Here is a 24767-nt window from a genome sequence, read left to right as displayed (position 1 = left end):
AAATTTTTCCCTTTTCATTCCTCTCTTATGCCGATATTTCCTTTTCGAATTGTTACGATAATTCTCAGATCCTCGTCCAATTCCTTGTTATTAATAATTTGCTGGACACGGCTTTTTATTTCTTCAAAAACTTTTTTATCCAATTTACCCTTATACATTTCTTCAATTATTTCCAGGGAAATACTGACCCTGTTTTTTTGAGCCAAAAAATACGTATCCAGCAAACAATCGAGGAGGCGCACATCCCTGACCATTTTTAAATTGCTAATAAAATTATAATTTTCTTTACAGTAATTAATATAATCGATTATTTTTTGAGGTTTACTTAATTGCGCGTAACCGTAAATTAATTGTAAATCATTATTTAAATCGTGCTTTACTATTCTAAGCAAAAAAATAAGCTTGTCTATTAGCTGTCTATAGAATTTCTTTTCTTTATAATATAAAAACAATAAGAATAAAAAAATAGAAATCATCAAAAGGTTTACGCAGAACGTAAAAATATTCAAGAATATCTTCCCTTCATGATATTATAACCTGCAGAAAAAGCACCTTTATTCCTTAAATTTCCTATATGTTTCTTTATATAATTTACCACAAAGTACATAAAAAATAAAGCTCCTCTTAGCCGAGGAGCTGAAGTTCCGGGTAAACATTCACAACTTTTTTGTCTTTTCCTTTTGTCTCAAATTTTACATAACCATCGATCTTGGCAAATATGGTGTAATCTCTTCCAAGTCCAGCATTTTCTCCTGGATAAATTTTTGTCCCGCGCTGCCTTACAAGAACGCTGCCTGCAGTGACAAATTGTCCATCAAATCTCTTTACCCCAAGTCTTTTTGATTCGCTGTCTCTACCGTTCCTTGTACTACCTACACCCTTTTTATGAGCAAATAATTGCAGGTTCACTTAAAACACCTCCTTACAAATTCTCCTCCTTGCAAACGAGTCTTACATATTCGGGATACGTTTTTGCTATATCTTCAAGCCCAACCGTTATTGTCCTTAGTATAATATTAACCCTGTATCTATTTTCTTCAGGCATGACCTCAGGAATCTCTATTCTGACAAGACCTTCCTTTTTTACCGTATTTGCATTAACTACTGCAATTTTTTTTATACCAAGTATTGCAGTTTCGGCCAATGCAGAAACCGCAGCACAAACTATATCGCTGCCGTAATCAGCATAACCTGCATGGCCTTTGATTTCCAGCCCCGTGATATTCCCCTTTAAATCCTTCCAAACAGTTATATCTACCATGACATTAAAATTCTATTTTTTCAATCTTTACTTCAGTAAAAGGCTGGCGATGTCCCTTCTTTTTTCGATAATTTTTCTTGGGCTTATACTTAAAGACAATTATTTTTTCGCCCTTACCATGCTTTAATACGGTAGCCTTTACCTTAGCGTTTTCTACAAACGGCCTCCCAACAACAAGTCCTTCTTCCTTTGAAATAGCCAAAACCTTATCAAATTCTACAGTTTCTCCCTCGGCAAAATTTAATTTTTCAACACGAATAACGTCGCCCTCACAGACCTTATATTGTTTGCCGCCGGTCTCTAATATTGCGTACATTTTTCATCCTCCTCCTTAAACTCTCGCCGGAGCCAGGTAAAATTTTAGAACCCGCCCCGTGCGGTGGCCGGCGCAGAAAAACCACGTTCATATTTTAGCAACTTTTTTGCCCTTTGTCAACTTCCCCTTTAAACCCCGCTCGCTTCTTCCGCAATCCTTGTTTAAGGAAATCTCCATACAAGGGGTTTTAATTTTTCCTGTTTTCTTTCCAATAATTCCTCTTTTTTTTCCTCCAAATTAATTATTTTTTGCTCACTTTCCCTTCTTTCTTCTTTTTCCTTTAAATTTTCTCTATAAACATTATCTTTACCAACAGTAATTTTAGTGAAAAAAGCGCTTATTCCCATAATGTTAGAAAGCAGGAGCAGATATAAAAGATTATACTTATCATTTTCCTTCACTATAGGACCCCCCTCAAAAGTTCTCTTTTCTATTTTATTCTTTTAATATTAAATAATTTACTTTTTCTACATGGTCATTGTTCCTTTTTCGGTTTCTACTACCTTCAAAATCTGTTCTTCGGTTCCATCTAAAGCGTTGATATAAATAAAGTACCTGTCATTACCCAGTTTTGCATCCACTTCATAGCAGAACTTTTCTTTTAGAGAGGGGTCTGGGATAATTACCTTTCTTATCCTGGTAACGTTTAATCGGGGACTTACCCTTTTTAATACATCATTTTTGCCAAGTTTTGGTGCGGGAATGACTCTTTGCATATGATTTGTATAATATCCGATGGCATCATATCCCACCACTTCGCCGTTATCTAAAGCAATTTCAATTTTAATAAAATCAGGGTAAACAATAACATCCCCCTGTTTTTTTACAAAGGTAATTACACATGTCCCATCTTCCATCAGGGAACCCGTTGCCTCAAAATCTTTAAATCCTCTTTTCTCCAAAAAAGCCCTGCCTTTATTTACCGCATCCTGAACGGTGAGCTTTGAAGCCCCTATTTCTCTTGTATTTAGAAACCAAATTACATGCCCGCCCTTCTGGCTTACATCCATTAAAATTGCAGGGCTATTTTGTCCCGGCTGGGCAAAGCTCAAAGAATATGCCGGTATGTTACCTTTAGCGGTTCCATACAAAGATATCTGGTATTTTATATTTTGAGGATTGTCAATGAAATTACCCGCAATTTTTATCGCCTCATCGCTGTTTATCATTCCCCCGGTTAAACCTTTTGGAACTATATTTTCCACATGATCCGAAAAAGGTCCGTCATAGGTTATCGATGGTGCTTCTTCCTTTAATTTTTGATCCAATTTTAGAATTTTATCCGCCATTCCCGAAGTTAAATCCTTGCTGATTCCAAGGGAAAACCTCTTGCCTTCCCAATTAATCCTGCCTTTTGCTACATCATCCTGTAATTCCCTGAGTTTTTTGTTCAGTTCCTGTACGGTATCCCTGAACTTTTGTACTTTGTCCCATTCTTCCTTCTTTATCTTTATCCCGTTTAATGATTTTTTGGCCAGTGAATACGCAAAATCCCCCATTTGCGCGAAATATTTTTGAGTATAAGTCAAATCCCTGTTGCCCAGCGGGAGGGAGGCTATGCTTTCTCTTGCACTTTCCGCCTGGTGCCAGATGCTTAAAAAAGTTACGATTCTCTGCTGGTTTGATGAAGTTACCATGCTTTTAGATAAAAGTAAATTTAAATTATTTACCTGATCCAGCAAATTAAAAAAACCCTTTTGGTAACTTGCCTCCAGCAAATTTTGAGCCTCGGTTACCCTGCCCTGCATTATAAAAAATACGGCTAAAAAAAGTAGTGCCAAAAAAATTCCTGCCGCCCACGGCAAATATTTTCTCACAATAAATCACTCCTTACCTTCCAAATACGTGCCTTCCTATTTGAACAATAATCTGTCTTGTCCAAATCCAGGGACTTACTCTCTTTGAAGGGTTCCAGAAAAATAAACTTCCATAAGTAGGATCAAAACCGTTTAGAGCATCCCTTGCTGCATTAAAGTTTGTCCTTGACGGATAGGTAGCCCATATTTGCCCATTAGAGACTGATTCGAATGCCCTGGGTTGAAAAATAACCCCGGGTATGGTATTAGGGAATTTTGGACTTTTTACCCGGTTTATCACAACAGCGGCTACCCCCACCTGTCCGGTATAAGGCTCGCCTCTTGCCTCACCGGAAACTAATCGAGCCAAAAGTACGTAATCGCTGCTTCTTGCCGTTACCAGAGCACTTTTTTCTGACGACGTTTCTTTTGAAAAAACGCTGTTTTCGTTTTTATAAACCAAAAAGTAATAAGAAAATATACCAGCTACTAAAGAGATGGATATTAAAAGAAGTAAGAGTTTTTTTGTTCTCACCGGCATCTCCCCTATCAATGCGTTGTTCTTTAATTATTTTTCTTACAAAGTTGTAAATTTATTCTCACCTTTTAACATAAAACAAACATATTATATTTTTAGAAGGTTTTAAAGAAAACGTAAAGGGTGATCAATAAATGGAAGACACTGGCAAAGAAAAAAATGAATCCAAAAATCCAAATCCCTTCATGCTATTTTTAATATTGATCCTCTTATTAAAATCCTTTGAAACTGCAGGCTTTTTCAGGAAAACGGTTAAAATGGAGGGATCCCTTTGAGAATACTGAATATCAAAGATGAGCAATTAAATCTACTGCAGGCTTTAAAACCCTTCCTCGAGCCTAAGGCCCAGGAAATGCTGGAACTGGTAACTGTGGTATTAAATGTTTTCAAACCCGAAGAACCCGATGTACCTATAAATATCCAGGCTTTAACCAGTCTGCTTTCCATGATTGATGAAAAAGAGGAAAGCAAAAATGAATGAAATAGGGCATCCTGCCCTATTTTGTTTTCTGATTCTATTTGCATTAAGTTCAGCATAAACATTATATGAGCAATCCAAATTTTTTGGGGGGAAAGGCCTTGCAAAACAATGAAAACGAAAATTACGGGATAAATCTCACAAGCCTTGTATTAGATGTAATCCAGGGTAAAAGGGGGTATAGTTTAAATGAGATTATAAGCTTAATTGCTTTAACTAATCTCCTCGGTATTATTAGTTTTATGAACAACCAGGATTTTAAAATTGAGTTAAAAAGTCCCAGGAGCTCCTTAGATATTAAAGATTTAGCCGGCATACTTTTAAATAACCTCTCGGGAGGCGGTCAGTCCCCGGGGGGGCAGGATAAAAAAATAAACCCGGCTTTATTACTCAATCTCGTGAAAGCCCTCTCTTTTGATAACCCGGGCGAAAATAAGAATTCAAAAAATGACGGTGAAAATAAGAAAGAATAAAGAAGGGCCGACTAATCGGCCCTTCTTTATTCTTTAGAAATTATCTCCCAAGAGGAGCAAAATGAGAATCAAGAATATCACAAATGCTTTCCTATCCATGAAATTCCCTCCTCGCCTTTTTGCTAATAACATCATATGCTGCGAGGTGAATTTTTGTTACCATAGTAAATTATTTTCCCGTTTCCTTCACAATAGGGGCAGGTATTTCCGAGAATTTCATCGATGCTCTGCCTGATTTTTTTTCTTGTTACCTCCACAAGACCCAGAGCGGTAATGTCCAGAATCTGCGTTTTGTTTCTATCTTTTTTAAAAAGCAAATTTAAATACTCCAGTACCTTTTTTTTGTGCTCTTCGGATGCCATGTCTATAAAATCGATAATAATAATACCGCCAATATCCCTTAGCCTTATTTGCCTCGCAATTTCTCTCGCTGCCTCAAGATTGGTGGTCAGTACCGTATTTTCCAGATCAATGCTACCTATGTATTTTCCCGTATTTACATCAATTACCGTTAAAGCCTCCGTTTTATCAATAACAATATACCCACCTGATTTTAACCAGACCTTTCTCGATAGGGCTTTCTCAATTTCCTTTTCAATATTGAAATATTTGAAAAGTTCCAGCCTGTTTTCATAAAAAACTATTTTTTCTTCAAATTTCGGAGATATGTTTCTGAAATATTCTTTCAATCTTTCCCAGGCTTCTTTTTCATTAACATGAAATTTTTCCACATCGGAAGTGAATATGTCTCTGGCAATTCTTAACAAAAAGTCCATTTCTTTGTAAATTAAAGATGGGCTTTTTAAATCTTTTGATCTTTTTTTTATATCTTCCCACAATCTTGTAAGATTGTCCCAGTCTTCTTCTAATTCTTCCTTCGTACAACCTTCAGCAGCGGTCCTGATAATTGCACCGTAAGGTTGTTTTTTTATTTCATTAACCAGTTTTTTTAATCTTTCTCTTTCGATCTCATCCTCAATTTTTCTTGAAATTCCAATGCTATCTACCATTGGCATTAAAACTAAAAATCTACCAGCAATACTAATATTTGTAGTAACCCTGGCCCCCTTGTTACCCATAGGGTCTTTAGTTACCTGAACCACCACATCCTGACCGGGCTTCAGTAAATCGCTTATCGAAACAACATCCATCCCTTCAATTATTTCTCCATCATCTAAATTATCCCTTTTTATGTCACCAAAATACAAAAAAGCATTCTTTTCAAGTCCAATATTTATAAAAGCTGCTTGCATCCCTTTCAGGACATTCGCCACTTTCCCCTTATATATATTTCCTACCGCACTTTCACTCAAACGCTTTTCGATATAAAGTTCTACAAGCTCTCCGTCTTCAATTACACCAACTTTTATCATTTCCTGACCAATGTCAGCCACAATTTCCTTCGACATATCTTCAACTCCCCATCCGCTTACATAGGGAAAATCCTGTTCCCATCTTCTTGAACAAATGTTTTATCGCGATTAACATAAAAAGCAAGGTCGTTTAAATTTAAATATTCAGCCATTTTTTGAATTACATGGATAGGATTCGCACTGCCTTCCTGGCCGCTGCTTAATTCCATAATAATCATCGCTTCGTTAAAATTAAATTCTCTCAAAAAGATATCGTGTATTAATGGAGCTATATTCACCAATTTTTCCTCTTTATGCGTTCTTTTCTTGACGTAAATCTCCGTACCGTCTTTGATTTCTTTTATGGTTTTTTCTAATAACTTTTTATCGATTTCATTGTCAAAGATTATTTTCGCAGTAAAGACGGAACGGTTTAATTTATAAAGGGGTATTAATCCGTTATTTTCCTTAGTTTCTAAAACTTTTATTCCCACAGGCAGTACAGAGTTTAGCCGTTCTTTTAAATCATCTTTTGAAATATTCTCTTCAAAGTCCACATCTATGTACTCCGCCTCACTGGTAATACCTACAGCCAGGGCGGGGCCATAAGTAATAACCGGTTTTTTATTGAAACCTTTAGAGTATTTTACACGGAGTTTGGCTCTTCTTAAAGCCCTTTCAATAGTCCTTGCAAAATCTAATTGAGAAATATATTTTACTTCGCTCCCCTTTGCCAATCGGATTCTATATACCACAATTTATCCCCTTTCTTAGCTTTAATATACCGCAGTTATTACATCTATTAAACCTGCAGTCAGGTGTAACTTCTCCCCTGAAAGACTTTTTACGTTCTTCCCACAAAAACTCCCTGTCAATTCCGGGATCTATAATTTCCCAGGGGAAACATTCTTTTTCTTCCCTTTCTCTCAATGCATAAAAATCGGGATCAATATTTGCCTCTTTAAAGGCCTCCATCCATTTTTCAAAAGAAAATAATTCATTCCATCCATCGAACTTGCATCCTTTTTTATGTGCCTTAATCAAAACCTCTCCCAGTTTTCTGTCGCCGCGGGAAAAAACGGCCTCTAAGTAACTAAGTTTACTATCATGCCAGTTGTAATTTATTCCGAGGCCTTTCAAATTTTTTTTCAAGAAATTCTGGCGGTTTTCCACTTCCTGCAGCGGTATTTGAGATTCCCATTGAAAGGGTGTAAAGGGCTTGGGCACAAAAACGGAGGTACTTACAGTCACCTGGACCCCTTTAGTGTTCCCCTTGATTTCCCGATATTCCCTTATCACTCCTTTTGCCAGATCAGCAATACCCGCTAAGTCTTCATAAGTTTCCGTGGGCAGTCCAATCATAAAATAGAGTTTTACATTATTCCATCCGGCTAAAAAAGCCCCCCTTACCGAACACAGTAAATCTTCCTCTGTAACTCCTTTATTGATGACATTCCTCAACCTTTGCGTCCCCGCTTCCGGTGCAAAGGTGAGACCGGTTTTTTTAATCTCCTGTATCTTTTTTGCAATATCAATGGTAAAAGAATCTATCCTCAGAGAAGGCAGGGAAAGGCCTACCGCACAATTTCTGAATTCATCGGTTAAAATCTCCACCAATTCCCTTAAAGAAGAATAGTCGCTGGTACTTAACGAAGCTAAGGAAACTTCTTCGTATCCGGTATTTTCAATTATTCTTTTTGCAAGATTATGTAAAGTTTTTACATTCTTTTCCCTGACAGGCCTGTAGATCATTCCTGCTTGACAAAACCTGCATCCCCTGGTGCAACCTCTGAAAATCTCAAGTACAGCCCTGTCGTGCACAATATCCATATAAGGCACGATTATTTTTGTTGGATAATAAGCTTTATCTAAATCTTTAACAACCCTTTTTTTAATTTTTGCCGGAAGATTTTTATAGAGGGGTTTTATTTCCTTTAATGTCCCATTTTCGTTGTATACGGGTTCGTAGAGAGAGGGAACGTAAATACCCTCAATCTGGGCAAGTTTTAAAAGAAAATCCATTCTGTTGAAATTATTTTTATTCCTGCTATAAACATACAGGTCGATAATTTCGTGGATAACTTCTTCTGCCTCTCCAATTACAAAAAAATCTATAATATCCGATAAGGGTTCCGGATTAAAAGCACAGGGCCCACCGGCCATTATTAAAGGATCCTTATCTTTCCTGTCCCTTGATTTTATGGGAATACCGGAAAGTTCGAGCATATTTAATATGTTAGAATAGCTCATCTCGTATTGAAGCGAAAAACCTATAAAGTCAAACTTTTTTAAAGGGGTTTTGCTCTCCAAACTGAAAAGGGGAATTTTTTCTTTTCTCATTTGCTCTTCAAAATCCACCCACGGTGCAAACACTCTTTCTGCAAAAACATCTTCTCTCTCGTTCAACAAGTGATAAAGAATTCTTAACCCCAAATGAGACATACCTACTTCATATACATCGGGAAAAGCTAAGGCAACTCTTACCTTGAATTCACCTTCAACTTTTTTCACAGAATTCAATTCATTTCCCGTATACCTCGTTGGTTTCGAAACCCGAAGCAGAATTCGATCTAAAGTTTTTTCCAGGTTCAATTTTCGTTCTCCTCCTGCCTTTTTCTTTGAACATACTATTTTATATTTGTCCTATTTTTAAGTCTAAACCTTTTTTTATCATATTGTCAAATATTTCCGACTCGGTCAAGAATTTTCTAATTTTACCCTGTCCATCGATAACCACAAGTATTATATAGCTTTTAGGATCCACAAGTTTAAGTATATCCTTAATAAGGAACTCTTCTTTTACGGCTATATATTTCACCTTCCAGAAATCACTATCGCTAAACCTTTTTTTTATATTTAAAAAGTCGTAAATTACCATAAAGGGCAAATCTTTTTTCTCCTTCAGGGCTGTCAGGAGTAAAAAAAAGCCAAAAACAAAATAAAAAGGAGAAAGCAAACCGGAAAAATAAAGAATTGCTCCAAATAAAATCAAAGCTAAGGAAATTATCAGGCTTATTAATGCTGCAAAATTAATGGATAAAATGATATTTAGGTTCTGGAACAACCACATCAAAAAAATTCTTCCACCGTCGAGAGGGAAAGCCGGTAATAAATTAAACAAAGCTATGGATAGTTGTTTAGAAGCCAATAAATCGATATATTCTTCCCACATGGGTAATTTTTGCTTTAAAGCAAATAAAAAGATAAATACCAGAAGATTACCGAAAGGGCCGGCCATACTTAAAATAATTTCTTCCATATAGGAAATGTTTTTTGTTTTATCTAATTTTATTTTCCCTCCAATAGGGAGAAAAATTATTTCACTGACCTTGACCATTAAAGCATCAGCAGCTATTATATGACTTAATTCGTGAATCCCAAGGGATACTATTAGAGCACAAAATTCCTTTGCATAAGGGCTGAAAAAAGATATTCCAAAAAAAATCAAGAAGGAAATGGAAATTTTAACTCTTATGCTTTTAATATTAAATATTACTCCTACATCTAAAAGCTGCATTTTTCCACCCTTGAATTAAGAAACTAATAATTAAGCCATTTTAAGGGATCCTGAGGCTCGTTGTTTTTCCATACTTCAAAGTGTAAATGCGGATTTTCGGCTATACCCGTCTGCCCTACGGAACCGATTATTTGCCCTTTCTTGACTTTATCCTTTGTCTTAACATACACGTCTTTCAAATGGGCATATAAGGTTATCATATTGCCTTCGTGAGCTATCTTTATGTAATTACCCAATTCGGCATCCTTTCCAACAAAAATTACTTCACCATCCAAAACGGCATGTACGGGTGTACCCTCTGATTGCTCAATATCCACTCCATTGTGGGCTTTTAAAATTTTTTCCACCGGATGAAGTCTTAACCCAAACCCCGATGTGACCTTGCCGTTTTGAACCGGTTGTGCAAAAGTAGATAATACTTTACTGGAATCAACCTCCCTTTTCAGCAATTCCTTAATATTTTTCGTTTCGGCAAAGGTTTTAACCGCCTTTGCTAAGTTATTTAAATTAATATTACTAATGTTAAATTCGTAGTTTGTATAGTACTTTGCTATTGAAAATAGCGGATCTTTAAAGGGAGGACTTAATCTATTGATTAAAAGTAAAAGCACTAGAACAGTCATTACCATTAAAACCTGTCTCGTATTTACAATATATTGCAAAAACCTCCTTTGCGGTTTTTCCCACATTTTATTACCTCCCGGCAAAGAATTTATATATTATATCTATTTAAACAAAAAAATAATTATTACAAAATAAAAAAAGCAGGTAATAACCTGCTTAAAAAAGTATCTTTTGCCTTCTCATTCCAACATTCAATACCAAACCCAATGCCATCATGTTCATTAAAAGAGAACTACCTCCGTAGCTAACAAAGGGAAGGGGAATTCCGGTAACCGGCATCAACCCAAGGGTCATCCCTATATTTACAAGCATCTGAAAAGTCCACATTGAAGCTACTCCGGTTGCAATAAAGGTTCCCAGGGTATCCTTTGATTTTAGTGCAATTTGAAGTACATTATAAATCAATAATATAAATAATATCAGGAGCAACAAACTGCCTATGAACCCCATTTCTTCACCGATTACGGCAAATATAAAGTCCGTATGCTGTTCGGGAATAAAATCCAATTGATTCTGTGTTCCCTGGAATAGCCCTTTTCCCAGTATTCTGCCGGAACCAATGGCGATCTTTGATTGAATAACGTGGTAACCCGCTCCAAGGGGGTCTAAATTAGGGTTTAAAAAAACCAGAATTCTTTTTTTCTGATAATCGTGCAAAAATTCCCATAAAACGGGCATTGATAATATTCCCGCACCTATAATTCCGAAGAACAACTTTAAATTTATACCTGAGATAAAAACAAGCCCGAACATTATTGCCAGAAGCACCAGTGAAGTACCTAAGTCCGGTTGTTTTAAAATTAATATCAAAGGAACACCCACGTGGAGAAAAACAAGTATTAAATCTTTTATATTTTTTACCCCTTTGGTCTTTTCCAAATGTTTGGAAAGGGAAACTATCACTGCCAATTTTGCAAATTCAGAAGGTTGCAATGAAAAAGGACCAATAGGAATCCACCTTTGAGCACCCATTGTAGTTTTACCTATAGCGTATACAATTATTAGCAATAGCACATTAGCAATATATACATAAGGAGCGAGGGAAGCTATAGTATTGTAATCTATCATCAACACTATTGCCATACATAAAAGCCCGATCAAAAACCAGGTGCTCTGCATAACAACATAGCGCATGGTGCCATCGGGTTTATTAGCATGCGAAGCGCTGGCAATAGCTAATATGCTAATTAAAAAAATAAAAAATACAATAAGGATCATTTTAAAATTTAAATTCTTCAAAAGTCTCGTATCCATAATTAAAAGCCCCCCGAAAAACTCGATAATCATTATACCATAAAATAAACCGACTAATAAGGGGGCTTAATCGAATTTTTACAGGTATATTATGTAATTTTAAACCCTTGCAATATTTTTTATTCTTTTAATAGGTATATTCGCCACTAAAGCAGGAACCGTTGTATCTTCTTCCTCATCCTTTTTTATTCTCGTAAGTTTCACCTCCATCCCTTCTTCTTCCACTTCAATATAATCCGAAATCAGGTTTATAAGCTGGCTCTTAATCATTTCTAAAAACTTGGGTGAGACATTGGCCCTGTCATGCACAAGGATGAGCTTTAATCTTTCTTTGGCAATCTCTTTACTGGCCACATCTTCTCTTGAGAAAAATTTGAAAAAATCCATAATCTCCCCCCTTTTTATCTTTTTGATTTAAATCCGAAAAACATTTTAATTTTCTCGAACAATGAAGGTTCGACATCTAAAGACATGAGAGGTACATCTTCTCCTTCTATTCTCCTGGTAATATTTCGGTAAGCCTGGCCAGCTTTTGACATTTCATCCACCACCGCCGGTTCTCCCCGGTTGGTGGATATCACTATTTTTTCGTCTTCAGGGATTACCCCCAAAAGCCCTATAGCTAAAATATCCAAAATATCATTAATATCCATCATATCCCCTTTTTTCACCATTTCAGGTCTTATCCTGTTGATTATCAGCTTGGGTTCTTCAAATCCCGCTGCTTCCAATAAGCCAATTACCCTGTCCGCATCCCTTACAGCCGAAACTTCGGGTGTTGTAATAACAAAAGCCTTTTCCGCTCCCGCAATCGCATTTTTAAAACCCTGTTCAATACCGGCAGGTGAGTCAATAAGAATATAATCAAAGTCCTCCTTCAGCTGTTCGCATAATTTTTTCATCTGTTCAGGGCTGACGGCGGTCTTGTCCTTTGTCTGAGCAGCGGGCAGTAAATACAGATTATCAAAACGTTTATCCCTTATTAAGGCCTGTTTTAATCGACATTCTCCATTTACCACATCAACTATATCGTAAACGATCCTGTTTTCCAATCCCATTACCACATCCAGGTTCCTCAAACCTATATCCGTATCTATCATAACTACCCTTTTTCTCATAAGATGGGCAAGTCCGGTACCAATATTTGCAGTAGCTGTAGTTTTTCCAACTCCACCTTTACCCGATGTAATAACTATTACCTGACCCATTTATTCCCCTCCTGTTTTGATTTATTATTTTCTAAAATATTGTAATAAGGTTCAATAATAATAGTATCCTCCTTAAGGCGTGCTATTTCTGGAACCTTTGAAGTTTCGTGTTTTTCATCCGGGGGCCTCGCAATCACATCGGCAATCCTCAGCTGAGTAGGTAGCAATTTGTGAGCAGCGACAATGGCAGCGCGGTTACCTTTATAACCTGCATGGGCAAGTCCCCTTAAAGCACCCAGAACAATTATATCTCCCCCCGCCAGAACCTCACTGCCGGGATTTACATCTCCCAGTATGACAATGTTGCCTCCATAACTTATCCTTTGCCCGGAACGGATGGTTTTTTTGAGGTACAAAGTAGTGGTGGAAAAATGGGTGGGCAAAGGCATTGCTTTCAAGAATGCTTCTTTTTTCAGGCTTATACCAAAATCGTTCAGCAATTTTTCCAAATCTTCCAATTCCTTTTTTTCCAATATTCCTTCTTTTATAAAAACTCTCGCTTTAGCACCTTTGAAAAACTCCCCACTTTTTTTTAATTTTTCATAAATGGCATTTTTTGCTTTTTCAAACTCTGTATTCTTGTATAAAATTATTGCAAGGCCATCTCTTGTTCCCTTTATTGCTACCGGCTCTCGATTCATTTTCTTCCCTCCGAATTTAAGGAACATCTTTTTATCAATATTCTTCAAAAAACTTTTAATTCCTTCTTTTGCAGTAAAAAAAACCAGAATCTGTAAAGATTCTGGTTTTTTCATGGTTGAAGTGGACCTCTTTGATTAACATTAGAATCGCCGTTATCCCCGGCATTAGCATTACTATTAAGATGAAAGTATTCTTCCAGTATTGCCCTGGCTACCGGGCCGCCGGTGCTTCCTCCAGACCCCGCCTGTTCTATAAAAACCACCACAGCGATTTCAGGATCGTCAAAAGGGGCAAAGGCTACGAACCATCCGTGAGGAGCTTTTTTAAGGTCCCACTGTGCGGTACCTGTTTTTGCCGCTATCGGTATTGGGAAATTGGAAAATACTCCGTAGGCAGTTCCTCCCGGGGATACAACTCCCCTCATCCCTTGCTTTACTATTTCAAAGGTTTTCTTCGAAACATTTACTTTTCCTGCAATTTCCGCTTTACTTTCAAAAACGGTTCTGCCATCAGCATCCACAATAGATTTTATAATATGAGGCCTCATCCAGTAACCTTCATTGGCAATTGCCGATACATAAGTGGCTATTTGCAGCGGAGTATACTGATGATAACCCTGACCAATAGCTGCATCTAAGGTTTCCGCCGGGTACCAGATCTTGTCCTCAGCCTTTTTAAAAGTTTTTTCTTTATACTCCCGGCTGGCTACTACGCCTGCCTTTTCTCCCGGAAGTTCAATCCCCGTAATCTGTCCTAAGCCGAACATTTTTGCATATTTTTCTATTAGATCAATCCCCAATCTTCTGCCCATTTCGAAAAAGTATATATTGCAGGACTCTGCAATGGCTTTTATCATATTCACCACACCGTGTCCGCCGGGCTTCCAGTCTTTTTTTGGCAGAATGGTCCAGTACACCCCTCTATCGTATATGGTTTCCTTCTCATTTGTAATATTGTTTTCCAAAGCGGCGATAGCTGTAATCATTTTGAAGACCGAACCGGGCGGATAGGTTTCCGAAATTGCAATGTTCACCAGCGGTTTAAGCGGGTTGTTGGAAAGATCTTCCCATTCTTTTGCAGTGAGCCCTCTGGCAAACATGTTTGGGTCAAAGCTCGGCACGCTTGCCATTGCTAAAACTTCGCCCGTCTTAACGTTCAAAACAACTACCGCGCCTCTCTTTGCATTTGGGAAGGGTTTAATTTTATCGGTTTGCAGTTTTAATAGCTGGTCCTGAAGCGCCTTTTCCGCAACCCTTTGTAACTCAGAATCAATAGTCAAAACCACTGTATCACCGGCAACCGGGGGAATTTCTCCTAAGACTTTAATAGGCTTTCCGAATGCATTGACTTCTACCTGTTTCCCTCCATTAGTGCCCTTCAAATACGGCTCTAATACCTTCTCAAGCCCCATTTTACCTACTAAGTCTCCTGCCCTGTAGCCCTTGTCTTTAAGTGCCTCCAATTCATTCTTGCTTATTTCTCCCACATACCCAAATATGTGGGCAGCTTCACTGCCGTAAATATAGTTTCTTATGGGCTCTACCTCAATTACCACTCCGGGCAGTCTCTTTTCTTCAATTTTTGCGACGGTTTCAAAATCTACATTGGTCTTAAGTCGAACGGGCATGTATTTTTTATAACCCAAATCGCGTATTTTGTTTTTAAAAGTATTAAAACTATAGGATATGAGAAGGTTACTACCCGGTTTTACATTACTGTCAAAATACAATTTTCCTTTAGCCAGTTCTATTTTTATCGGTACAATATTATTACCTGACTCTTCATCAACAATTTTGATGTCTTTTTCATCAATTTTACCATCGGAATTTGTATCCATTATAGGAAGTTTATCTAATACCACTTCGTTTTTTTCATTAACCGTATACTTTTCATTCACCACATGGGTGATCAAAGGCATATTTAGAATTTCGCTTAATTCTTTAAATACCTCATCCTGTTCTTTTTCAGTGGATTTTACGTTGGTATAAGAAACCGTAAAACTGGGTTTATTATTTACCAGGATTCGCCCGTTCCTGTCTTTGAAGATCCCTCTTGGGGCGGTAACAGGTATTATTCTTATTCGGTTTTCTTCAGCCATTTTTTCATAATCCGAGCCTTTAACTACCTGTAGGACGAAAAGACCGCTGCTTAAAAATAAAAAAATAAAAAGCAACAGCCAGGTCATTATATAAAGCCGTTTTTCTATCCTTCTCAAGTTCTTATTTTTTGTACTTACCACTTTTATTCCCCTCGATATAGATAAAAATCAAAAGATTTAGTACTTAATGTTAAAATAGTAATCGAAAAAATGTTCTATTTTGTACACAAAATTATACACTATTGGAGCAAAAATTGCATTAACAATTGCTGTATATATAAAAAAGGTGAAAAAATTTCCCCTTTGGAAGGAAGGAATAAATATATAATTAGCAAGCAAAAAAAGCAAGTTATAAATTAAGCTGCCTATGAAAACGAATAAAATTGTAAATATGGCAGGGCCTTTAAAAAGATTTTTGGTCCCCCATCCCGTTATATAACACGTTAAAAATTTTGTTAAAGAATTTAGCCCGATGAATCTTCCGAACATTAAATCTTCGATAAATCCGCCGGATAATCCGTAAAGGGATCCCCTTTCCGGTCCTTTAATAATAGAAAAACTTAAAAGCATTATTAAAAAAAAATCGGGATTTACTCCACCAATTTTTATGTAAGGACTTATTGAAGATTGAATTACTAAAACAAGGCTCATTATTAACAGGTAAAATACATATCTCAATTGGATTCACTCCCTGCCGGTATATGAAAAATTCTTAATAACAAAAACGTACTCCAATTTATTAAAATCAACAGCGGGTTTTACAATTGCAAATTTCATTAAATTGTCCGATTCCTTTTTCACCTCTTCAACTTTGCCAATAATTATTCCCTTTGGAACTATTCCACCTAACCCCGAGGAAATAACTACATCCCCATTAACCACAGAAGCATCCATGGGTAAATACACCATTTTAAGATACCCGGGAGGTGCCGGCGCCACACTTCCCTTTATAACACCGTTATCCCTTGTTCTTTGAATCATGGCACTTATTGAACTTCTATTATCGATTATCAGCAGCACCTTGGCCCAGTTATTACCCACATCTACGGTATATCCTACAAGGCCATCTTCAGAAATTACAGCCATATTTTTACTAACACCGCTATTTGTACCTTTGTCAATTATCAGAATATTGAACCAATTGCTCGGGTCTCTTCCGATGACCTCGGCTGCTTCCAAATTATAATCATAACTTCTCTCCTTTAGATCCAGCATCCTCCTTAATTTTTCGTTTTCGGTTTTTAACTCATAATATATTTTCTGATAGGAACTAAGCTCATCTACTTTCTTTTTTAAAATCTCATTCTGGCTTTTTAAATAAAAAATATCTTTTATCGAAGTAACTTTACCGGCAAAATAATTTACCACACTGCTGAAAAAGTCGCTAATAGGAGAAAAGACGGCCAAAATTGGCCGTTCTATTCGATTAAATAACTGTTCATTGGTATAGGTTAACCTGTAAGTTAAAGTAATTAAAAAAATAACCAGCACTATATACCAGAATTGTCTTTTTTTAAAGAGGCCAAGCAAAAAAATCACACCCTTTATCGATTATCTTTTGGGTGAAACGAGAACTCTCTTTAATAAATCTATTTCTTCCAGAACCTTGCCCGTACCAAGAGCAACACAATCTAAGGGGTTTTCCGCTAAATGAACCGGCATGCCCGTTTCTTCATTTACAAGTTTATCAAGACCATAAAGCAATGAACCGCCTCCAGTCATTACAATTCCCCTGTCCATAATGTCCGCAGCCAGTTCCGGCGGAGTTTTTTCTAAAGTAACTTTAATAGCTTCAATGATGCTATTGACCGGCTCCTTTAAAGCCTCTCTAATTTCCTTAGAAGTAACTGTAATTGTTTTTGGAAGGCCGGTAATCAAATCCCTTCCCTTTACCTCCGCAGTTTCCTCCTCGGGTTTAGGGTATGCCGATCCCATTTTTATCTTTATATCTTCTGCCGTTCTTTCGCCAATCATAAGATTGTATTCTTTTTTGATATAATTAACTATAGCTTCATCCATTTCATCGCCGCCTATGCGGATAGACCTGCTTGTTACTATTCCCCCCAATGAAATTATCGCCACCTCTGTAGTGCCGCCACCTATGTCGACCACCATATTTCCTGTGGGCTCGTGAACTTCAAGCCCGGCTCCAATAGCTGCTGCCATGGGTTCCTCAATAAGGTAAGCTTCCCTGGCTCCCGCCTGCAGTGTAGCATCTATTACAGCTCTTTTCTCAACTTCCGTAACGCCGGAGGGAATACCTACCACTACCCTTGGTTTTACTACCCCTTTTGCCCTTAAAGCTTTTGAAATAAAATGTTTTAGCATCGCCTGGGTTACATCAAAATCAGCAATAACACCATCTTTTAAAGGCCTTATTGCAACGATATTACCGGGCGTTCTTCCTATCATCTGTTTTGCCTCTTCTCCTACCGCTAATATGGCTCCGGTATCCCTCTGGATCGCAACTACCGAGGGTTCTCTGAGCACAATTCCTTTCCCGCGGACATGCACGAGGGTATTTGCGGTACCCAAATCTATCCCTATATCCTTCGAAAAAGCTTTAAAAAATGGTAACATCTCGTTATCTCCTTTCCGGTGGTTCTATTCTAATAATCCATTTGCTTTAAAGCTAAAGGAAGAATTTCCAATTATTATGTGATCAACAACATAAATCCCCAGTAACTTCCCCGCTTCGCAGAGTCTTTTTGTAATAACTATATCCTCTTTACTCGGGTAGGGATCACCGCTGGGATGATTGTGAACCAATATAATTGAAGAACTGCTTCTTTTAATCGCCGGTTTAAATACTTCTCGCGGGTGCACAATAGAAGAATCTAATGTCCCTATGGAAATTTCCTCAACAGAGATTACCTTGTTTTTAGTATCCAGCAAAATTACTCTAAAATGTTCTTTTTCTAAGGCCCGCATCTCTTCCTTTAATAAATTTTCTACATCTTTTGGAGAATTTATAACAATTTTTTTTACGCCAAAATTTGAGGCAATCCTTCGCCCCATTTCTACTGCTGCTTTTATTTTAACCGCTTTAGCGGCGCCTATTCCTTTTAGGTTTGAAAGTTCTTCTAAGCTGGCATTATATATATATTCAAGCCCTTTTTTCCCTCCATCACCTTTTAACAGCCTTTGGGCAAGCATAAGAGCAGATTCCGATTTTGTCCCGGTTCCCAAAATTAATGCCAGAAGTTCCGCATCATTTAATGCTTCTGCACCTAAGGTCCACATTCTTTCTCTTGGTCTTTGCTCTTCGGGTAAATCCTTTATTTTTACCGTCTTCACCGAAAACCTCCTTAAATTCTTAAAATCAAAATACATATACATTAAATTGCTCTAACAGTTTTACCAATTTAAACAAAGGCAATCCCACAATGTTATAATAACATCCTTCAATTCTTTCTATAAAGACAGCACCTTTGCCCTGTATGGCATAGGCGCCAGCTTTATCCATCGGTTCACCGGTTTGTATGTAATTTTTTGCTTCTTTCTCAGATATGCTTTTAAATTTTACACCGGATTCTTCTACATCTGTTATCAGCTTTTGAGTTTCCGTGTCAAGAACAGCTATCCCGCTGTAAACCTTATGCCATTTGTTGCTCAATAATAACAGCATGTCCAAAGCTTCTTTTTCCGTCCTGGGCTTGCCTAAGACTTTATTTTCCGCATAAACCAAAGTATCTGCCCCGATAACTATACTATTCCTAACTTTCTTGGATACACTTATTACCTTCTCGATAGCAAGTTTTTGCACCAATTCATCAGGCTTTAATTCTATAATCTTTTCTTCTTCTATATTGGCGGGAATTACTTCAAAATCTAATCCAATTTGTTTTAATAATTCAATTCTCCTGGGTGATGAAGATGCAAGGACCAATTTCCTACCCATAGATTTTACATCCTCTGATATAATAACAATGCCAGAATTATGCCGATAACCCCGGCGATATTTAAATTCATGGAAAAACCAAAAGTTAAATTAAAAACTCCCAATTCAAGCTTAGTCGGGTTTAAACCAATTTTTACTCCGTAAGAAAGAATCTGCAATTTTGTTTTTAAGCTTTCTCCAATTAAATTCCCACAAATCGCACCAATTATTAATATTATTACCAGAAGCAGTATACTTCGATTACTTTTCTTCATTTTTTTCACCTCAAAATATTTTTAAAAAAGCTTATTATCAAATCTAAAAAAACTTCATTTTTTTCATAATGCCCCTTAAATTTTTCTCGACAAAGAACGCCAGAATTCCGGTAAATATACCGGTAACAAGTCCAGTTAGTAAAAGATGGGGAAGATATACATATAGTCCCCAGGTTTTTAATATTATCATCGCTACCGTTAACTGAGTAATATTATGAAAAATCCCGCCGAGGACACTAATACCAATCGGGCTAAAAACATTATTACAATACTTATAAAATATACCCATTATTAATGTAGCCACAACAGCACCCGAAAGACTATATATAAGGCTTGACATTGAGCCATAAAGTGTGGATCCTATGATGCATCTTAAAACATTTACTATTAAGCCTTCCTTAATTCCAAAAATTAAAATCGCTATTAACGCCATTATATTCGCAAGGCCCAATTTTGCTCCCGGAATTGGCACCGGTACCGGAATTGAACTTTCAACGATATGAAGGGTTATTCCAAAGGTAACGAAAAGAGATAAATATACGAGTTTACTGTACTTCATCATCAAAAACTTACCCCATCCATATCATCTTTTTTTTCTTTTACAATCTTAACAACTACCCGGTTGGGAAGACAAACTATCATTTCTCCGCCTTTTTCAACCCAACCCTGTTGAACACATAGTTGATCCTTGCAGGGTGATTTCAGCATTCTCACGCGATTTTTATCTATTTCTACTACGCTGACACCCAAAATTCCGGGTACTTCAACCTTTAATTGTGGGCCATTGCTCCCCAAGGAAATTTTCTGAAAGAATTTCCCATTAACTTCTATTACTGCATAGGTCGGGTTATTATCCATCCCATAGGTATAAAAAATAATTAATGTAAAAACTGAAAAAAACAAAACAACGGCAATTAATATTTTATCACCTTTCGTAAACATACCATCCCACCTTAACATAAATTAGTGTAACACTTTGTAAAATTTAAGACAAGAGGTATACATATGTTTGTCCCAATAAAAAAGGATCTTACAATCCTGTAAGATCCTTAAAGTTTACCTTTTATCTTCCTTTTCTTTTCTTTTTTTATCCAAGTAAGCTTTCTTTTCGAAAAAAAGGGCAAGCCTTGTGGTTTTATTTGAAAGATGACCTACCATATTTTCACCGTTTTTGAAATATCTTCCCAAGAAAAAACTCCCTTTTTTAGTCTTTTTATTTTTCATAATTTACTCACCTTCGACGTCATAACCCGTCTCTTCAATGGTCCTTATTATGTCTTTCTTATCTACCAGGTCTCTATCAAAAGAAACTGAAACCTTCCCTTCTTTAACAAAGGCTTCCGCTGAAATTACACCGTTCATTTTTTTTAAGGCGGATTCTATGGCATTCTTGCAGTGGTGACAGGACATTCCCGATACTTTTAAAGTAATCTCATTTTTCATTAAAATCCCCTCCTGTTTTATATTCTTCCCTGCTTTATGTTAAATTCATGGGAGAAATAAAAAAGTTATAAATATAAAATCATATTTTTTTTAAAAGGTCAACAATCAATTTGTTAACTATTTTTATTTATAGGTTGACATTTTTCCGAGACATAAATATAATTAAAGAAAAAAAACAATTTTGTGAGGTGAGCCATGAATATAAGAACTAAGGATTTAATTTTTATCTCTCTTTTTACCTCCATAATGGTGGTAGTTAGCTACATAAAAATTCCTTTACCTTTCAGTCCGGTTCCCATTACCCTTCAAACCTTTGCGGTCATGCTTGCCGGCTTAATGCTTTCACCACCTTCAGCTTTTCTAAGCATGCTTATATATCTTCTTTTGGGCGCTGCAGGGGTACCTGTTTTTGCAGGTGGTAGAGCCGGACTTAACGTAATTTTGGGTCCCAGCGGGGGGTATCTTCTCAGCTGGCCCTTTGCAGCATTTTTTATTTCCACCTTCAAAAAATACTCTAATAATTTATTTCGTATTTTATTTTTAAATCTTGTTTTTGGAGTATTTTTTATATACTTAATTGGAGTTCCGTACTTAGCTTTTATTACACATTTATCTTTAAAAAAAGCAATTGCAGTAGGTCTATTTCCTTTTATTCCCGGTGATATTATAAAAGCAGTAATTGCAAGCTATTTATATTTTCAATTAAAAAAGCCTTTAGAAAAGGTTATTTAAAAATTTTTAAAGCCCTTTCGGGCTTTTTTTTATGCCTTTCACCCCCTTCATAAAATAATCATATTATAATATCGCAAAAAAAAAAAAAAAAATAAATTCCTGGAGGTAGATAATAATGTCGGAAAGCAAGAAAGGTTTTTATATAGATATGAAACTTGCCCAGGTATATATCCCCATGCAGATGTACGGTGAAACCTTTGATATAAAAACCGCTCTCAGAAATGGCACTTTATTTCCTGAGCTTTACAGACCTTTTCCACCTCAAACTTTTCAAGAATAAATAAAAGGAGGTAGAACATTATGTCCCATCATAACAAAGATATGGTAGAAAAATTAAAAAATATTATGGCCGTGGACTTTGCCGTATGGGAACTTTCTCTCTTTCTGGATACCCATCCGGATGAAAGGAGAGCCATTGAAGACCATAATAAATATGTTAGATTGTCCTATCAACTAAAAAATGAATACGAATCAACTTACGGACCGATGAGGCTTGACAGCATTAGCCCTTACCCCTATAAATATATTAATTCTCCCTGGCCCTGGGAAATTGAATATTAGGAGGGATCAGAATTGTGGTACTATGAAAAGAAATTGCAGTGCCCTGCAAATGTAAGCAAAACCGACCTGGGAATGGCCAAATTTTTATTTGCCCAGTACGGAGGACCGGATAGCGAACTTGCGGCAGCGGTAAGGTATCTTACACAAAGATATACCATGCCAATACCTCAGGCAAAAGCCCTTTTAACCGATATAGGTACGGAAGAACTGGCTCACTGGGAAATTATAGGCACTTTAATATATAAATTAACCTATGGTGCTACGCCGGAACAGATGAGAAACGCTGGATTAGGCGATCACTTCTCCCAACACGACAACGCTCTTTACCCCCATGATGCTGCGGGCGTTCCCTTCACGGCAGCTTATATTGCTTCCAGCGGCGATCCCATTGCTGACCTTCACGAAGATTTGGCAGCTGAACAAAAAGCAAGAGCTACCTACGAAAGATTGATTACATTAACCAATGATACGGGCGTTATCACAGCACTCTCCTTTTTAAGAGAAAGGGAAGTAGTCCATTTTCAAAGGTTTGGGGAAGTTTTAATGCTCGTTCAGGAGCATTACCAGCATAAACATATCTTCTATTAAATATCACATTATTATTAAGTCTTATTTAAAATTTAAAAATTTATCCTATAAATAGATAATTCGAATAGAAAAAGCCTTAAAGGGCATATTATAAACCTTTAAGGCTTTTTTTAACAATAATTTTATTCCCTTATCATATTAATAGCTTTTTTAGGACATTTTTCTGCACAAACACCGCAACCAATACAAAGGTCCTTTTGTACTTCATGTTTCTTTTTAACTTCCCCGGTAATTGCATTTACCGGACAATTCTTGGCACAAATAGTGCAACCGATACAGGCATCCGTGATTTCGGCCTTCTTTCTTTTTTCAAATTTAGATGTTATTATCTTTGTCGGACATTTTTCTACGCAGAGCATGCAATTTGTACATTTTTCATAATCGATTACCGCTACATTGTTAATTACATGTATTGCATCAAAGGGACAAACTTTTTCACATTGTTTGCAGGCAATACATCCAACTTTGCATACGTCCTTTGTATCCTTTCCCTTCATCGTAGCCCTGCATCTTACGTGCACTTCATTTTTTAAGGGTGAAAGACTGATCACCATTTTTGGACAGGCTTTTACACAAAGCCCGCATCCTGTGCATTTTCCCTCATCGATAACGGGCAGGCCATCTTCCGACATACTTATTGCTCCTACCGGGCATACCTTTTCACAGTCGCCAAATCCTATACATGCAAAGGTGCATGCTTTTGGACCCCCGTTTACCAGGGAAGCTGCCCTGCAGGTTTTTATGCCCACATATTCGGATTTAAATCTGGCATTATTTACACTGCCCTGGCATAAAACCCTGGCCACTTTTTTATCCTTTGTTTCGCCTTCAGGATTTACTCCCATAATATCCGCTATTTTTGCAGCGACTTTTGGCCCCCCGACGACGCAAGCACTTACGGAAGCCTTTCCTTCAACTATCGCTTTTGCCAAACCCGAGCATCCGGGATATCCGCATGCACCGCAGTTTGCCCCCGGCAAAGCAGCCAATATCTCATCCACCTTGGGATCGGTTTCAACGGCAAATTTTTTTGAAGCAATTACCAGTCCGCTCCCCAGCACAAGGCCAAGTCCACCCATACTTATCATTGCCAGAGCTATTAAGTTCGCCATATAAATCACCTCCTGGTAAAAAAATTAGCCTTATAGCGGAACAAGTCCCGCAAATCCCATAAAAATCATGGCAAGTAGCCCTGCTGTAATGAAGACGATGGCAGGACCTTTTAAAGCTTCTGGAACATCAGCAAATTCCAAATCTTCCCTTATTCCTGCCATTAAAGCAAGAGCCAAGGTAAACCCGAGTCCTGCACCCAGGCCGAAAGCAATGCTTTGAATTAAATTGTAGCTTTTGGAAGGAATTAACAGAGCAACTCCGAGAACGATACAGTTAGTAGTAATCAGGGGAAGGTAAATTCCAAAAGCATTGTATAAGGGTGGACTTATTTTTAAGACTACCATTTCCACAAGCTGTACGAGAGAAGCAATGACCAGAATAAACGATACGATCTGTAAAAAAGCATCCAATCCAAAAGGTGCCAATATATAATTTTGAATGAAATACGCCGCTACCGCAGTCATTGTTAGAACAAAGGTAGTTGCCATTCCCATCCCCAGGGCGGTTTCGGTTTTGCTGGAAACGCCAAGGAATGGACACTGTCCTAAATACCTGGATAATACGAAATTATTTACAAGTACCGAACCGATTATTATAAATAATATTTCCTTTAACAAC

36 protein-coding genes are annotated in these 24767 nt (G+C 37.1%); 7 read left to right on the top strand and 29 right to left on the bottom strand.

Annotation, left to right across the window (positions count from 1 at the left end; all coding sequences use genetic code 11):
• Positions 1-14: 14 nt before the first annotated feature.
• The 7 genes from ACPLOV_RS03665 to ACPLOV_RS03635 all read right to left on the bottom strand — a co-directional run bounded on the left by ACPLOV_RS03665 (position 15) and on the right by ACPLOV_RS03635 (position 3908).
• Entirely contained in the window at positions 15-509 is a 495-nt protein-coding gene (locus tag ACPLOV_RS03665) for a Spo0B domain-containing protein (RefSeq protein WP_424910656.1), read from the bottom strand.
• Positions 510-624: 115 nt separating this feature from the next.
• Positions 625-909, bottom strand: a complete 285-nt coding sequence (gene rpmA / locus ACPLOV_RS03660; protein WP_068748928.1) for a 50S ribosomal protein L27 — start codon at positions 907-909, stop codon at positions 625-627.
• A gap of 13 nt (positions 910-922) precedes the next feature.
• Positions 923-1261, bottom strand: coding sequence for a ribosomal-processing cysteine protease Prp (locus ACPLOV_RS03655; protein WP_424908432.1), 339 nt, complete (start codon positions 1259-1261; stop codon positions 923-925).
• Between the two features lie 4 nt (positions 1262-1265).
• Entirely contained in the window at positions 1266-1577 is a 312-nt protein-coding gene (rplU, locus tag ACPLOV_RS03650) for a 50S ribosomal protein L21 (RefSeq protein ID WP_424908431.1), read from the bottom strand.
• A 161-nt stretch (positions 1578-1738) separates the two neighbouring features.
• On the bottom strand, positions 1739-1978 hold the full coding sequence (locus ACPLOV_RS03645) for a hypothetical protein (RefSeq protein ID WP_424908430.1): 240 nt from the start codon (positions 1976-1978) through the stop codon (positions 1739-1741).
• Between the two features lie 66 nt (positions 1979-2044).
• Entirely contained in the window at positions 2045-3394 is a 1350-nt protein-coding gene (gene ypeB, locus ACPLOV_RS03640) for a germination protein YpeB (RefSeq protein WP_424908429.1), read from the bottom strand.
• Positions 3395-3407: 13 nt separating this feature from the next.
• Positions 3408-3908: a cell wall hydrolase gene (locus ACPLOV_RS03635; protein WP_424908428.1), complete on the bottom strand. Its 501-nt coding sequence runs from the start codon at positions 3906-3908 to the stop codon at positions 3408-3410.
• Between the two features lie 137 nt (positions 3909-4045).
• On the opposite strand from ACPLOV_RS03635, the gene ACPLOV_RS03630 reads away from it, so the two are divergent.
• The 3 genes from ACPLOV_RS03630 to ACPLOV_RS03620 all read left to right on the top strand — a co-directional run bounded on the left by ACPLOV_RS03630 (position 4046) and on the right by ACPLOV_RS03620 (position 4862).
• Complete coding sequence (locus ACPLOV_RS03630) at positions 4046-4186, top strand: hypothetical protein (protein ID WP_424908427.1); 141 nt, start codon at positions 4046-4048, stop codon at positions 4184-4186.
• Entirely contained in the window at positions 4183-4392 is a 210-nt protein-coding gene (locus ACPLOV_RS03625; RefSeq protein WP_424908426.1) for a hypothetical protein, read from the top strand. The genes ACPLOV_RS03630 and ACPLOV_RS03625 overlap by 4 nt, the downstream gene beginning before the upstream one ends.
• A 98-nt stretch (positions 4393-4490) precedes the next feature.
• Positions 4491-4862: a hypothetical protein gene (locus ACPLOV_RS03620; protein ID WP_424908425.1), complete on the top strand. Its 372-nt coding sequence runs from the start codon at positions 4491-4493 to the stop codon at positions 4860-4862.
• A 131-nt stretch (positions 4863-4993) separates the two neighbouring features.
• Here the strand turns inward: ACPLOV_RS03620 and ACPLOV_RS03615 are convergent, their stop codons facing one another.
• The 20 genes from ACPLOV_RS03615 to ACPLOV_RS03520 all read right to left on the bottom strand — a co-directional run bounded on the left by ACPLOV_RS03615 (position 4994) and on the right by ACPLOV_RS03520 (position 21155).
• Positions 4994-6271 (bottom strand): Rne/Rng family ribonuclease, encoded by a 1278-nt coding sequence (locus tag ACPLOV_RS03615; protein ID WP_424910655.1) that lies wholly within the window; start codon positions 6269-6271, stop codon positions 4994-4996.
• 20 nt (positions 6272-6291) lie between these two features.
• On the bottom strand, positions 6292-6969 hold the full coding sequence (locus tag ACPLOV_RS03610) for a TIGR03936 family radical SAM-associated protein (RefSeq protein WP_424910654.1): 678 nt from the start codon (positions 6967-6969) through the stop codon (positions 6292-6294).
• On the bottom strand, positions 6959-8806 hold the full coding sequence (locus ACPLOV_RS03605) for a TIGR03960 family B12-binding radical SAM protein (protein WP_424910653.1): 1848 nt from the start codon (positions 8804-8806) through the stop codon (positions 6959-6961). The genes ACPLOV_RS03610 and ACPLOV_RS03605 overlap by 11 nt, the downstream gene beginning before the upstream one ends.
• 40 nt (positions 8807-8846) lie before the next feature.
• Complete coding sequence (locus ACPLOV_RS03600; RefSeq protein WP_424908421.1) at positions 8847-9731, bottom strand: site-2 protease family protein; 885 nt, start codon at positions 9729-9731, stop codon at positions 8847-8849.
• 23 nt (positions 9732-9754) lie between these two features.
• Positions 9755-10420: a M23 family metallopeptidase gene (locus ACPLOV_RS03595; RefSeq protein ID WP_424908420.1), complete on the bottom strand. Its 666-nt coding sequence runs from the start codon at positions 10418-10420 to the stop codon at positions 9755-9757.
• A gap of 91 nt (positions 10421-10511) precedes the next feature.
• Positions 10512-11609 carry a rod shape-determining protein RodA gene (gene rodA / locus ACPLOV_RS03590; protein ID WP_424908419.1) on the bottom strand — a complete coding sequence of 366 codons (1098 nt, stop codon included), beginning with the start codon at positions 11607-11609 and terminating at the stop codon, positions 10512-10514.
• Positions 11610-11708: 99 nt separating this feature from the next.
• Positions 11709-11996: a cell division topological specificity factor MinE gene (gene minE / locus ACPLOV_RS03585; RefSeq protein ID WP_068748941.1), complete on the bottom strand. Its 288-nt coding sequence runs from the start codon at positions 11994-11996 to the stop codon at positions 11709-11711.
• A gap of 14 nt (positions 11997-12010) precedes the next feature.
• Positions 12011-12817, bottom strand: a complete 807-nt coding sequence (gene minD / locus ACPLOV_RS03580; protein WP_424908418.1) for a septum site-determining protein MinD — start codon at positions 12815-12817, stop codon at positions 12011-12013.
• A complete protein-coding gene (minC, locus tag ACPLOV_RS03575; protein ID WP_424908416.1) occupies positions 12805-13572 on the bottom strand; it encodes a septum site-determining protein MinC in 768 nt (255 codons plus the stop codon). The genes minD and minC overlap by 13 nt, the downstream gene beginning before the upstream one ends.
• On the bottom strand, positions 13569-15698 hold the full coding sequence (mrdA, locus tag ACPLOV_RS03570) for a penicillin-binding protein 2 (RefSeq protein WP_424908415.1): 2130 nt from the start codon (positions 15696-15698) through the stop codon (positions 13569-13571). Before mrdA ends, minC begins: the two co-directional genes overlap by 4 nt.
• 36 nt (positions 15699-15734) lie before the next feature.
• Positions 15735-16235 (bottom strand): rod shape-determining protein MreD, encoded by a 501-nt coding sequence (mreD, locus tag ACPLOV_RS03565; protein ID WP_424908414.1) that lies wholly within the window; start codon positions 16233-16235, stop codon positions 15735-15737.
• Between the two features lie 6 nt (positions 16236-16241).
• Positions 16242-17096, bottom strand: a complete 855-nt coding sequence (mreC, locus tag ACPLOV_RS03560) for a rod shape-determining protein MreC (RefSeq protein WP_424910652.1) — start codon at positions 17094-17096, stop codon at positions 16242-16244.
• Between the two features lie 12 nt (positions 17097-17108).
• Positions 17109-18137: a rod shape-determining protein gene (locus ACPLOV_RS03555; RefSeq protein WP_424908412.1), complete on the bottom strand. Its 1029-nt coding sequence runs from the start codon at positions 18135-18137 to the stop codon at positions 17109-17111.
• Positions 18138-18161: 24 nt separating this feature from the next.
• Positions 18162-18854: a RadC family protein gene (gene radC, locus ACPLOV_RS03550; protein WP_424908411.1), complete on the bottom strand. Its 693-nt coding sequence runs from the start codon at positions 18852-18854 to the stop codon at positions 18162-18164.
• A 25-nt stretch (positions 18855-18879) separates the two neighbouring features.
• Positions 18880-19458, bottom strand: coding sequence for a Maf family protein (locus ACPLOV_RS03545; RefSeq protein ID WP_424908410.1), 579 nt, complete (start codon positions 19456-19458; stop codon positions 18880-18882).
• 5 nt (positions 19459-19463) lie between these two features.
• Complete coding sequence (locus tag ACPLOV_RS03540) at positions 19464-19712, bottom strand: DUF4321 domain-containing protein (RefSeq protein ID WP_424908409.1); 249 nt, start codon at positions 19710-19712, stop codon at positions 19464-19466.
• Positions 19713-19755: 43 nt separating this feature from the next.
• The gene (locus tag ACPLOV_RS03535) at positions 19756-20274 is read right to left on the bottom strand and encodes a Gx transporter family protein (protein ID WP_424908408.1); all 519 of its coding nucleotides are present in this window, start codon (positions 20272-20274) and stop codon (positions 19756-19758) included.
• A complete protein-coding gene (locus ACPLOV_RS03530) occupies positions 20274-20654 on the bottom strand; it encodes a NusG domain II-containing protein (protein ID WP_424908407.1) in 381 nt (126 codons plus the stop codon). Before ACPLOV_RS03530 ends, ACPLOV_RS03535 begins: the two co-directional genes overlap by 1 nt.
• A 114-nt stretch (positions 20655-20768) precedes the next feature.
• Positions 20769-20936, bottom strand: a complete 168-nt coding sequence (locus tag ACPLOV_RS03525) for a hypothetical protein (protein ID WP_424908406.1) — start codon at positions 20934-20936, stop codon at positions 20769-20771.
• A 3-nt stretch (positions 20937-20939) separates the two neighbouring features.
• On the bottom strand, positions 20940-21155 hold the full coding sequence (locus ACPLOV_RS03520) for a copper ion binding protein (RefSeq protein ID WP_424908405.1): 216 nt from the start codon (positions 21153-21155) through the stop codon (positions 20940-20942).
• Positions 21156-21350: 195 nt separating this feature from the next.
• On the opposite strand from ACPLOV_RS03520, the gene ACPLOV_RS03515 reads away from it, so the two are divergent.
• The 4 genes from ACPLOV_RS03515 to ACPLOV_RS03500 all read left to right on the top strand — a co-directional run bounded on the left by ACPLOV_RS03515 (position 21351) and on the right by ACPLOV_RS03500 (position 23036).
• Complete coding sequence (locus ACPLOV_RS03515) at positions 21351-21887, top strand: biotin transporter BioY (RefSeq protein WP_424908404.1); 537 nt, start codon at positions 21351-21353, stop codon at positions 21885-21887.
• 115 nt (positions 21888-22002) lie between these two features.
• Positions 22003-22167 carry a spore coat associated protein CotJA gene (locus ACPLOV_RS03510; RefSeq protein ID WP_424908403.1) on the top strand — a complete coding sequence of 55 codons (165 nt, stop codon included), beginning with the start codon at positions 22003-22005 and terminating at the stop codon, positions 22165-22167.
• Between the two features lie 20 nt (positions 22168-22187).
• Positions 22188-22448: a spore coat protein CotJB gene (locus ACPLOV_RS03505; protein ID WP_424908402.1), complete on the top strand. Its 261-nt coding sequence runs from the start codon at positions 22188-22190 to the stop codon at positions 22446-22448.
• Between the two features lie 12 nt (positions 22449-22460).
• Positions 22461-23036 carry a manganese catalase family protein gene (locus tag ACPLOV_RS03500; RefSeq protein WP_424908401.1) on the top strand — a complete coding sequence of 192 codons (576 nt, stop codon included), beginning with the start codon at positions 22461-22463 and terminating at the stop codon, positions 23034-23036.
• Positions 23037-23158: 122 nt separating this feature from the next.
• Here ACPLOV_RS03500 and ACPLOV_RS03495 read toward each other — a convergent pair whose 3' ends face one another.
• Together ACPLOV_RS03495 and rsxA are read right to left on the bottom strand one after the other, a co-directional pair.
• Positions 23159-24148: an RnfABCDGE type electron transport complex subunit B gene (locus tag ACPLOV_RS03495; RefSeq protein WP_424910651.1), complete on the bottom strand. Its 990-nt coding sequence runs from the start codon at positions 24146-24148 to the stop codon at positions 23159-23161.
• Between the two features lie 30 nt (positions 24149-24178).
• Entirely contained in the window at positions 24179-24766 is a 588-nt protein-coding gene (gene rsxA, locus ACPLOV_RS03490; protein WP_083947443.1) for an electron transport complex subunit RsxA, read from the bottom strand.
• Position 24767: the final 1 nt, after the last annotated feature.

The organism is Thermovenabulum sp. (assembly GCF_049723235.1).
GTDB lineage: Bacteria > Bacillota > Thermosediminibacteria > Thermosediminibacterales > Thermosediminibacteraceae > Thermovenabulum.
This window is presented reverse-complemented; position numbering and strand designations above follow the sequence as displayed.

Bases quoted from the DNA above. Each gene is read 5' to 3' on its own strand.
- ACPLOV_RS03655 (WP_424908432.1), bottom strand. From the start codon at position 1,261: ATGGTAGATATAACTGTTTGGAAGGATTTAAAGGGGAATATCACGGGG.
- rplU (WP_424908431.1), bottom strand. From the start codon at position 1,577: ATGTACGCAATATTAGAGACCGGCGGCAAACAATATAAGGTCTGTGAG.
- ACPLOV_RS03630 (WP_424908427.1), top strand. From the start codon at position 4,046: ATGGAAGACACTGGCAAAGAAAAAAATGAATCCAAAAATCCAAATCCC.
- ACPLOV_RS03615 (WP_424910655.1), bottom strand. From the start codon at position 6,271: ATGTCGAAGGAAATTGTGGCTGACATTGGTCAGGAAATGATAAAAGTT.
- ACPLOV_RS03600 (WP_424908421.1), bottom strand. From the start codon at position 9,731: ATGCAGCTTTTAGATGTAGGAGTAATATTTAATATTAAAAGCATAAGA.
- ACPLOV_RS03595 (WP_424908420.1), bottom strand. From the start codon at position 10,420: ATGTGGGAAAAACCGCAAAGGAGGTTTTTGCAATATATTGTAAATACG.
- rodA (WP_424908419.1), bottom strand. From the start codon at position 11,609: ATGGATACGAGACTTTTGAAGAATTTAAATTTTAAAATGATCCTTATT.
- minE (WP_068748941.1), bottom strand. From the start codon at position 11,996: ATGGATTTTTTCAAATTTTTCTCAAGAGAAGATGTGGCCAGTAAAGAG.
- minD (WP_424908418.1), bottom strand. From the start codon at position 12,817: ATGGGTCAGGTAATAGTTATTACATCGGGTAAAGGTGGAGTTGGAAAA.
- minC (WP_424908416.1), bottom strand. From the start codon at position 13,572: ATGAAAAAACCAGAATCTTTACAGATTCTGGTTTTTTTTACTGCAAAA.
- ACPLOV_RS03555 (WP_424908412.1), bottom strand. From the start codon at position 18,137: ATGTTACCATTTTTTAAAGCTTTTTCGAAGGATATAGGGATAGATTTG.
- ACPLOV_RS03545 (WP_424908410.1), bottom strand. From the start codon at position 19,458: ATGGGTAGGAAATTGGTCCTTGCATCTTCATCACCCAGGAGAATTGAA.
- ACPLOV_RS03540 (WP_424908409.1), bottom strand. From the start codon at position 19,712: ATGAAGAAAAGTAATCGAAGTATACTGCTTCTGGTAATAATATTAATA.
- ACPLOV_RS03535 (WP_424908408.1), bottom strand. From the start codon at position 20,274: ATGATGAAGTACAGTAAACTCGTATATTTATCTCTTTTCGTTACCTTT.
- ACPLOV_RS03530 (WP_424908407.1), bottom strand. From the start codon at position 20,654: ATGTTTACGAAAGGTGATAAAATATTAATTGCCGTTGTTTTGTTTTTT.
- ACPLOV_RS03525 (WP_424908406.1), bottom strand. From the start codon at position 20,936: ATGAAAAATAAAAAGACTAAAAAAGGGAGTTTTTTCTTGGGAAGATAT.
- ACPLOV_RS03520 (WP_424908405.1), bottom strand. From the start codon at position 21,155: ATGAAAAATGAGATTACTTTAAAAGTATCGGGAATGTCCTGTCACCAC.
- ACPLOV_RS03515 (WP_424908404.1), top strand. From the start codon at position 21,351: ATGAATATAAGAACTAAGGATTTAATTTTTATCTCTCTTTTTACCTCC.
- ACPLOV_RS03510 (WP_424908403.1), top strand. From the start codon at position 22,003: ATGTCGGAAAGCAAGAAAGGTTTTTATATAGATATGAAACTTGCCCAG.
- ACPLOV_RS03505 (WP_424908402.1), top strand. From the start codon at position 22,188: ATGTCCCATCATAACAAAGATATGGTAGAAAAATTAAAAAATATTATG.
- ACPLOV_RS03495 (WP_424910651.1), bottom strand. From the start codon at position 24,148: ATGGCGAACTTAATAGCTCTGGCAATGATAAGTATGGGTGGACTTGGC.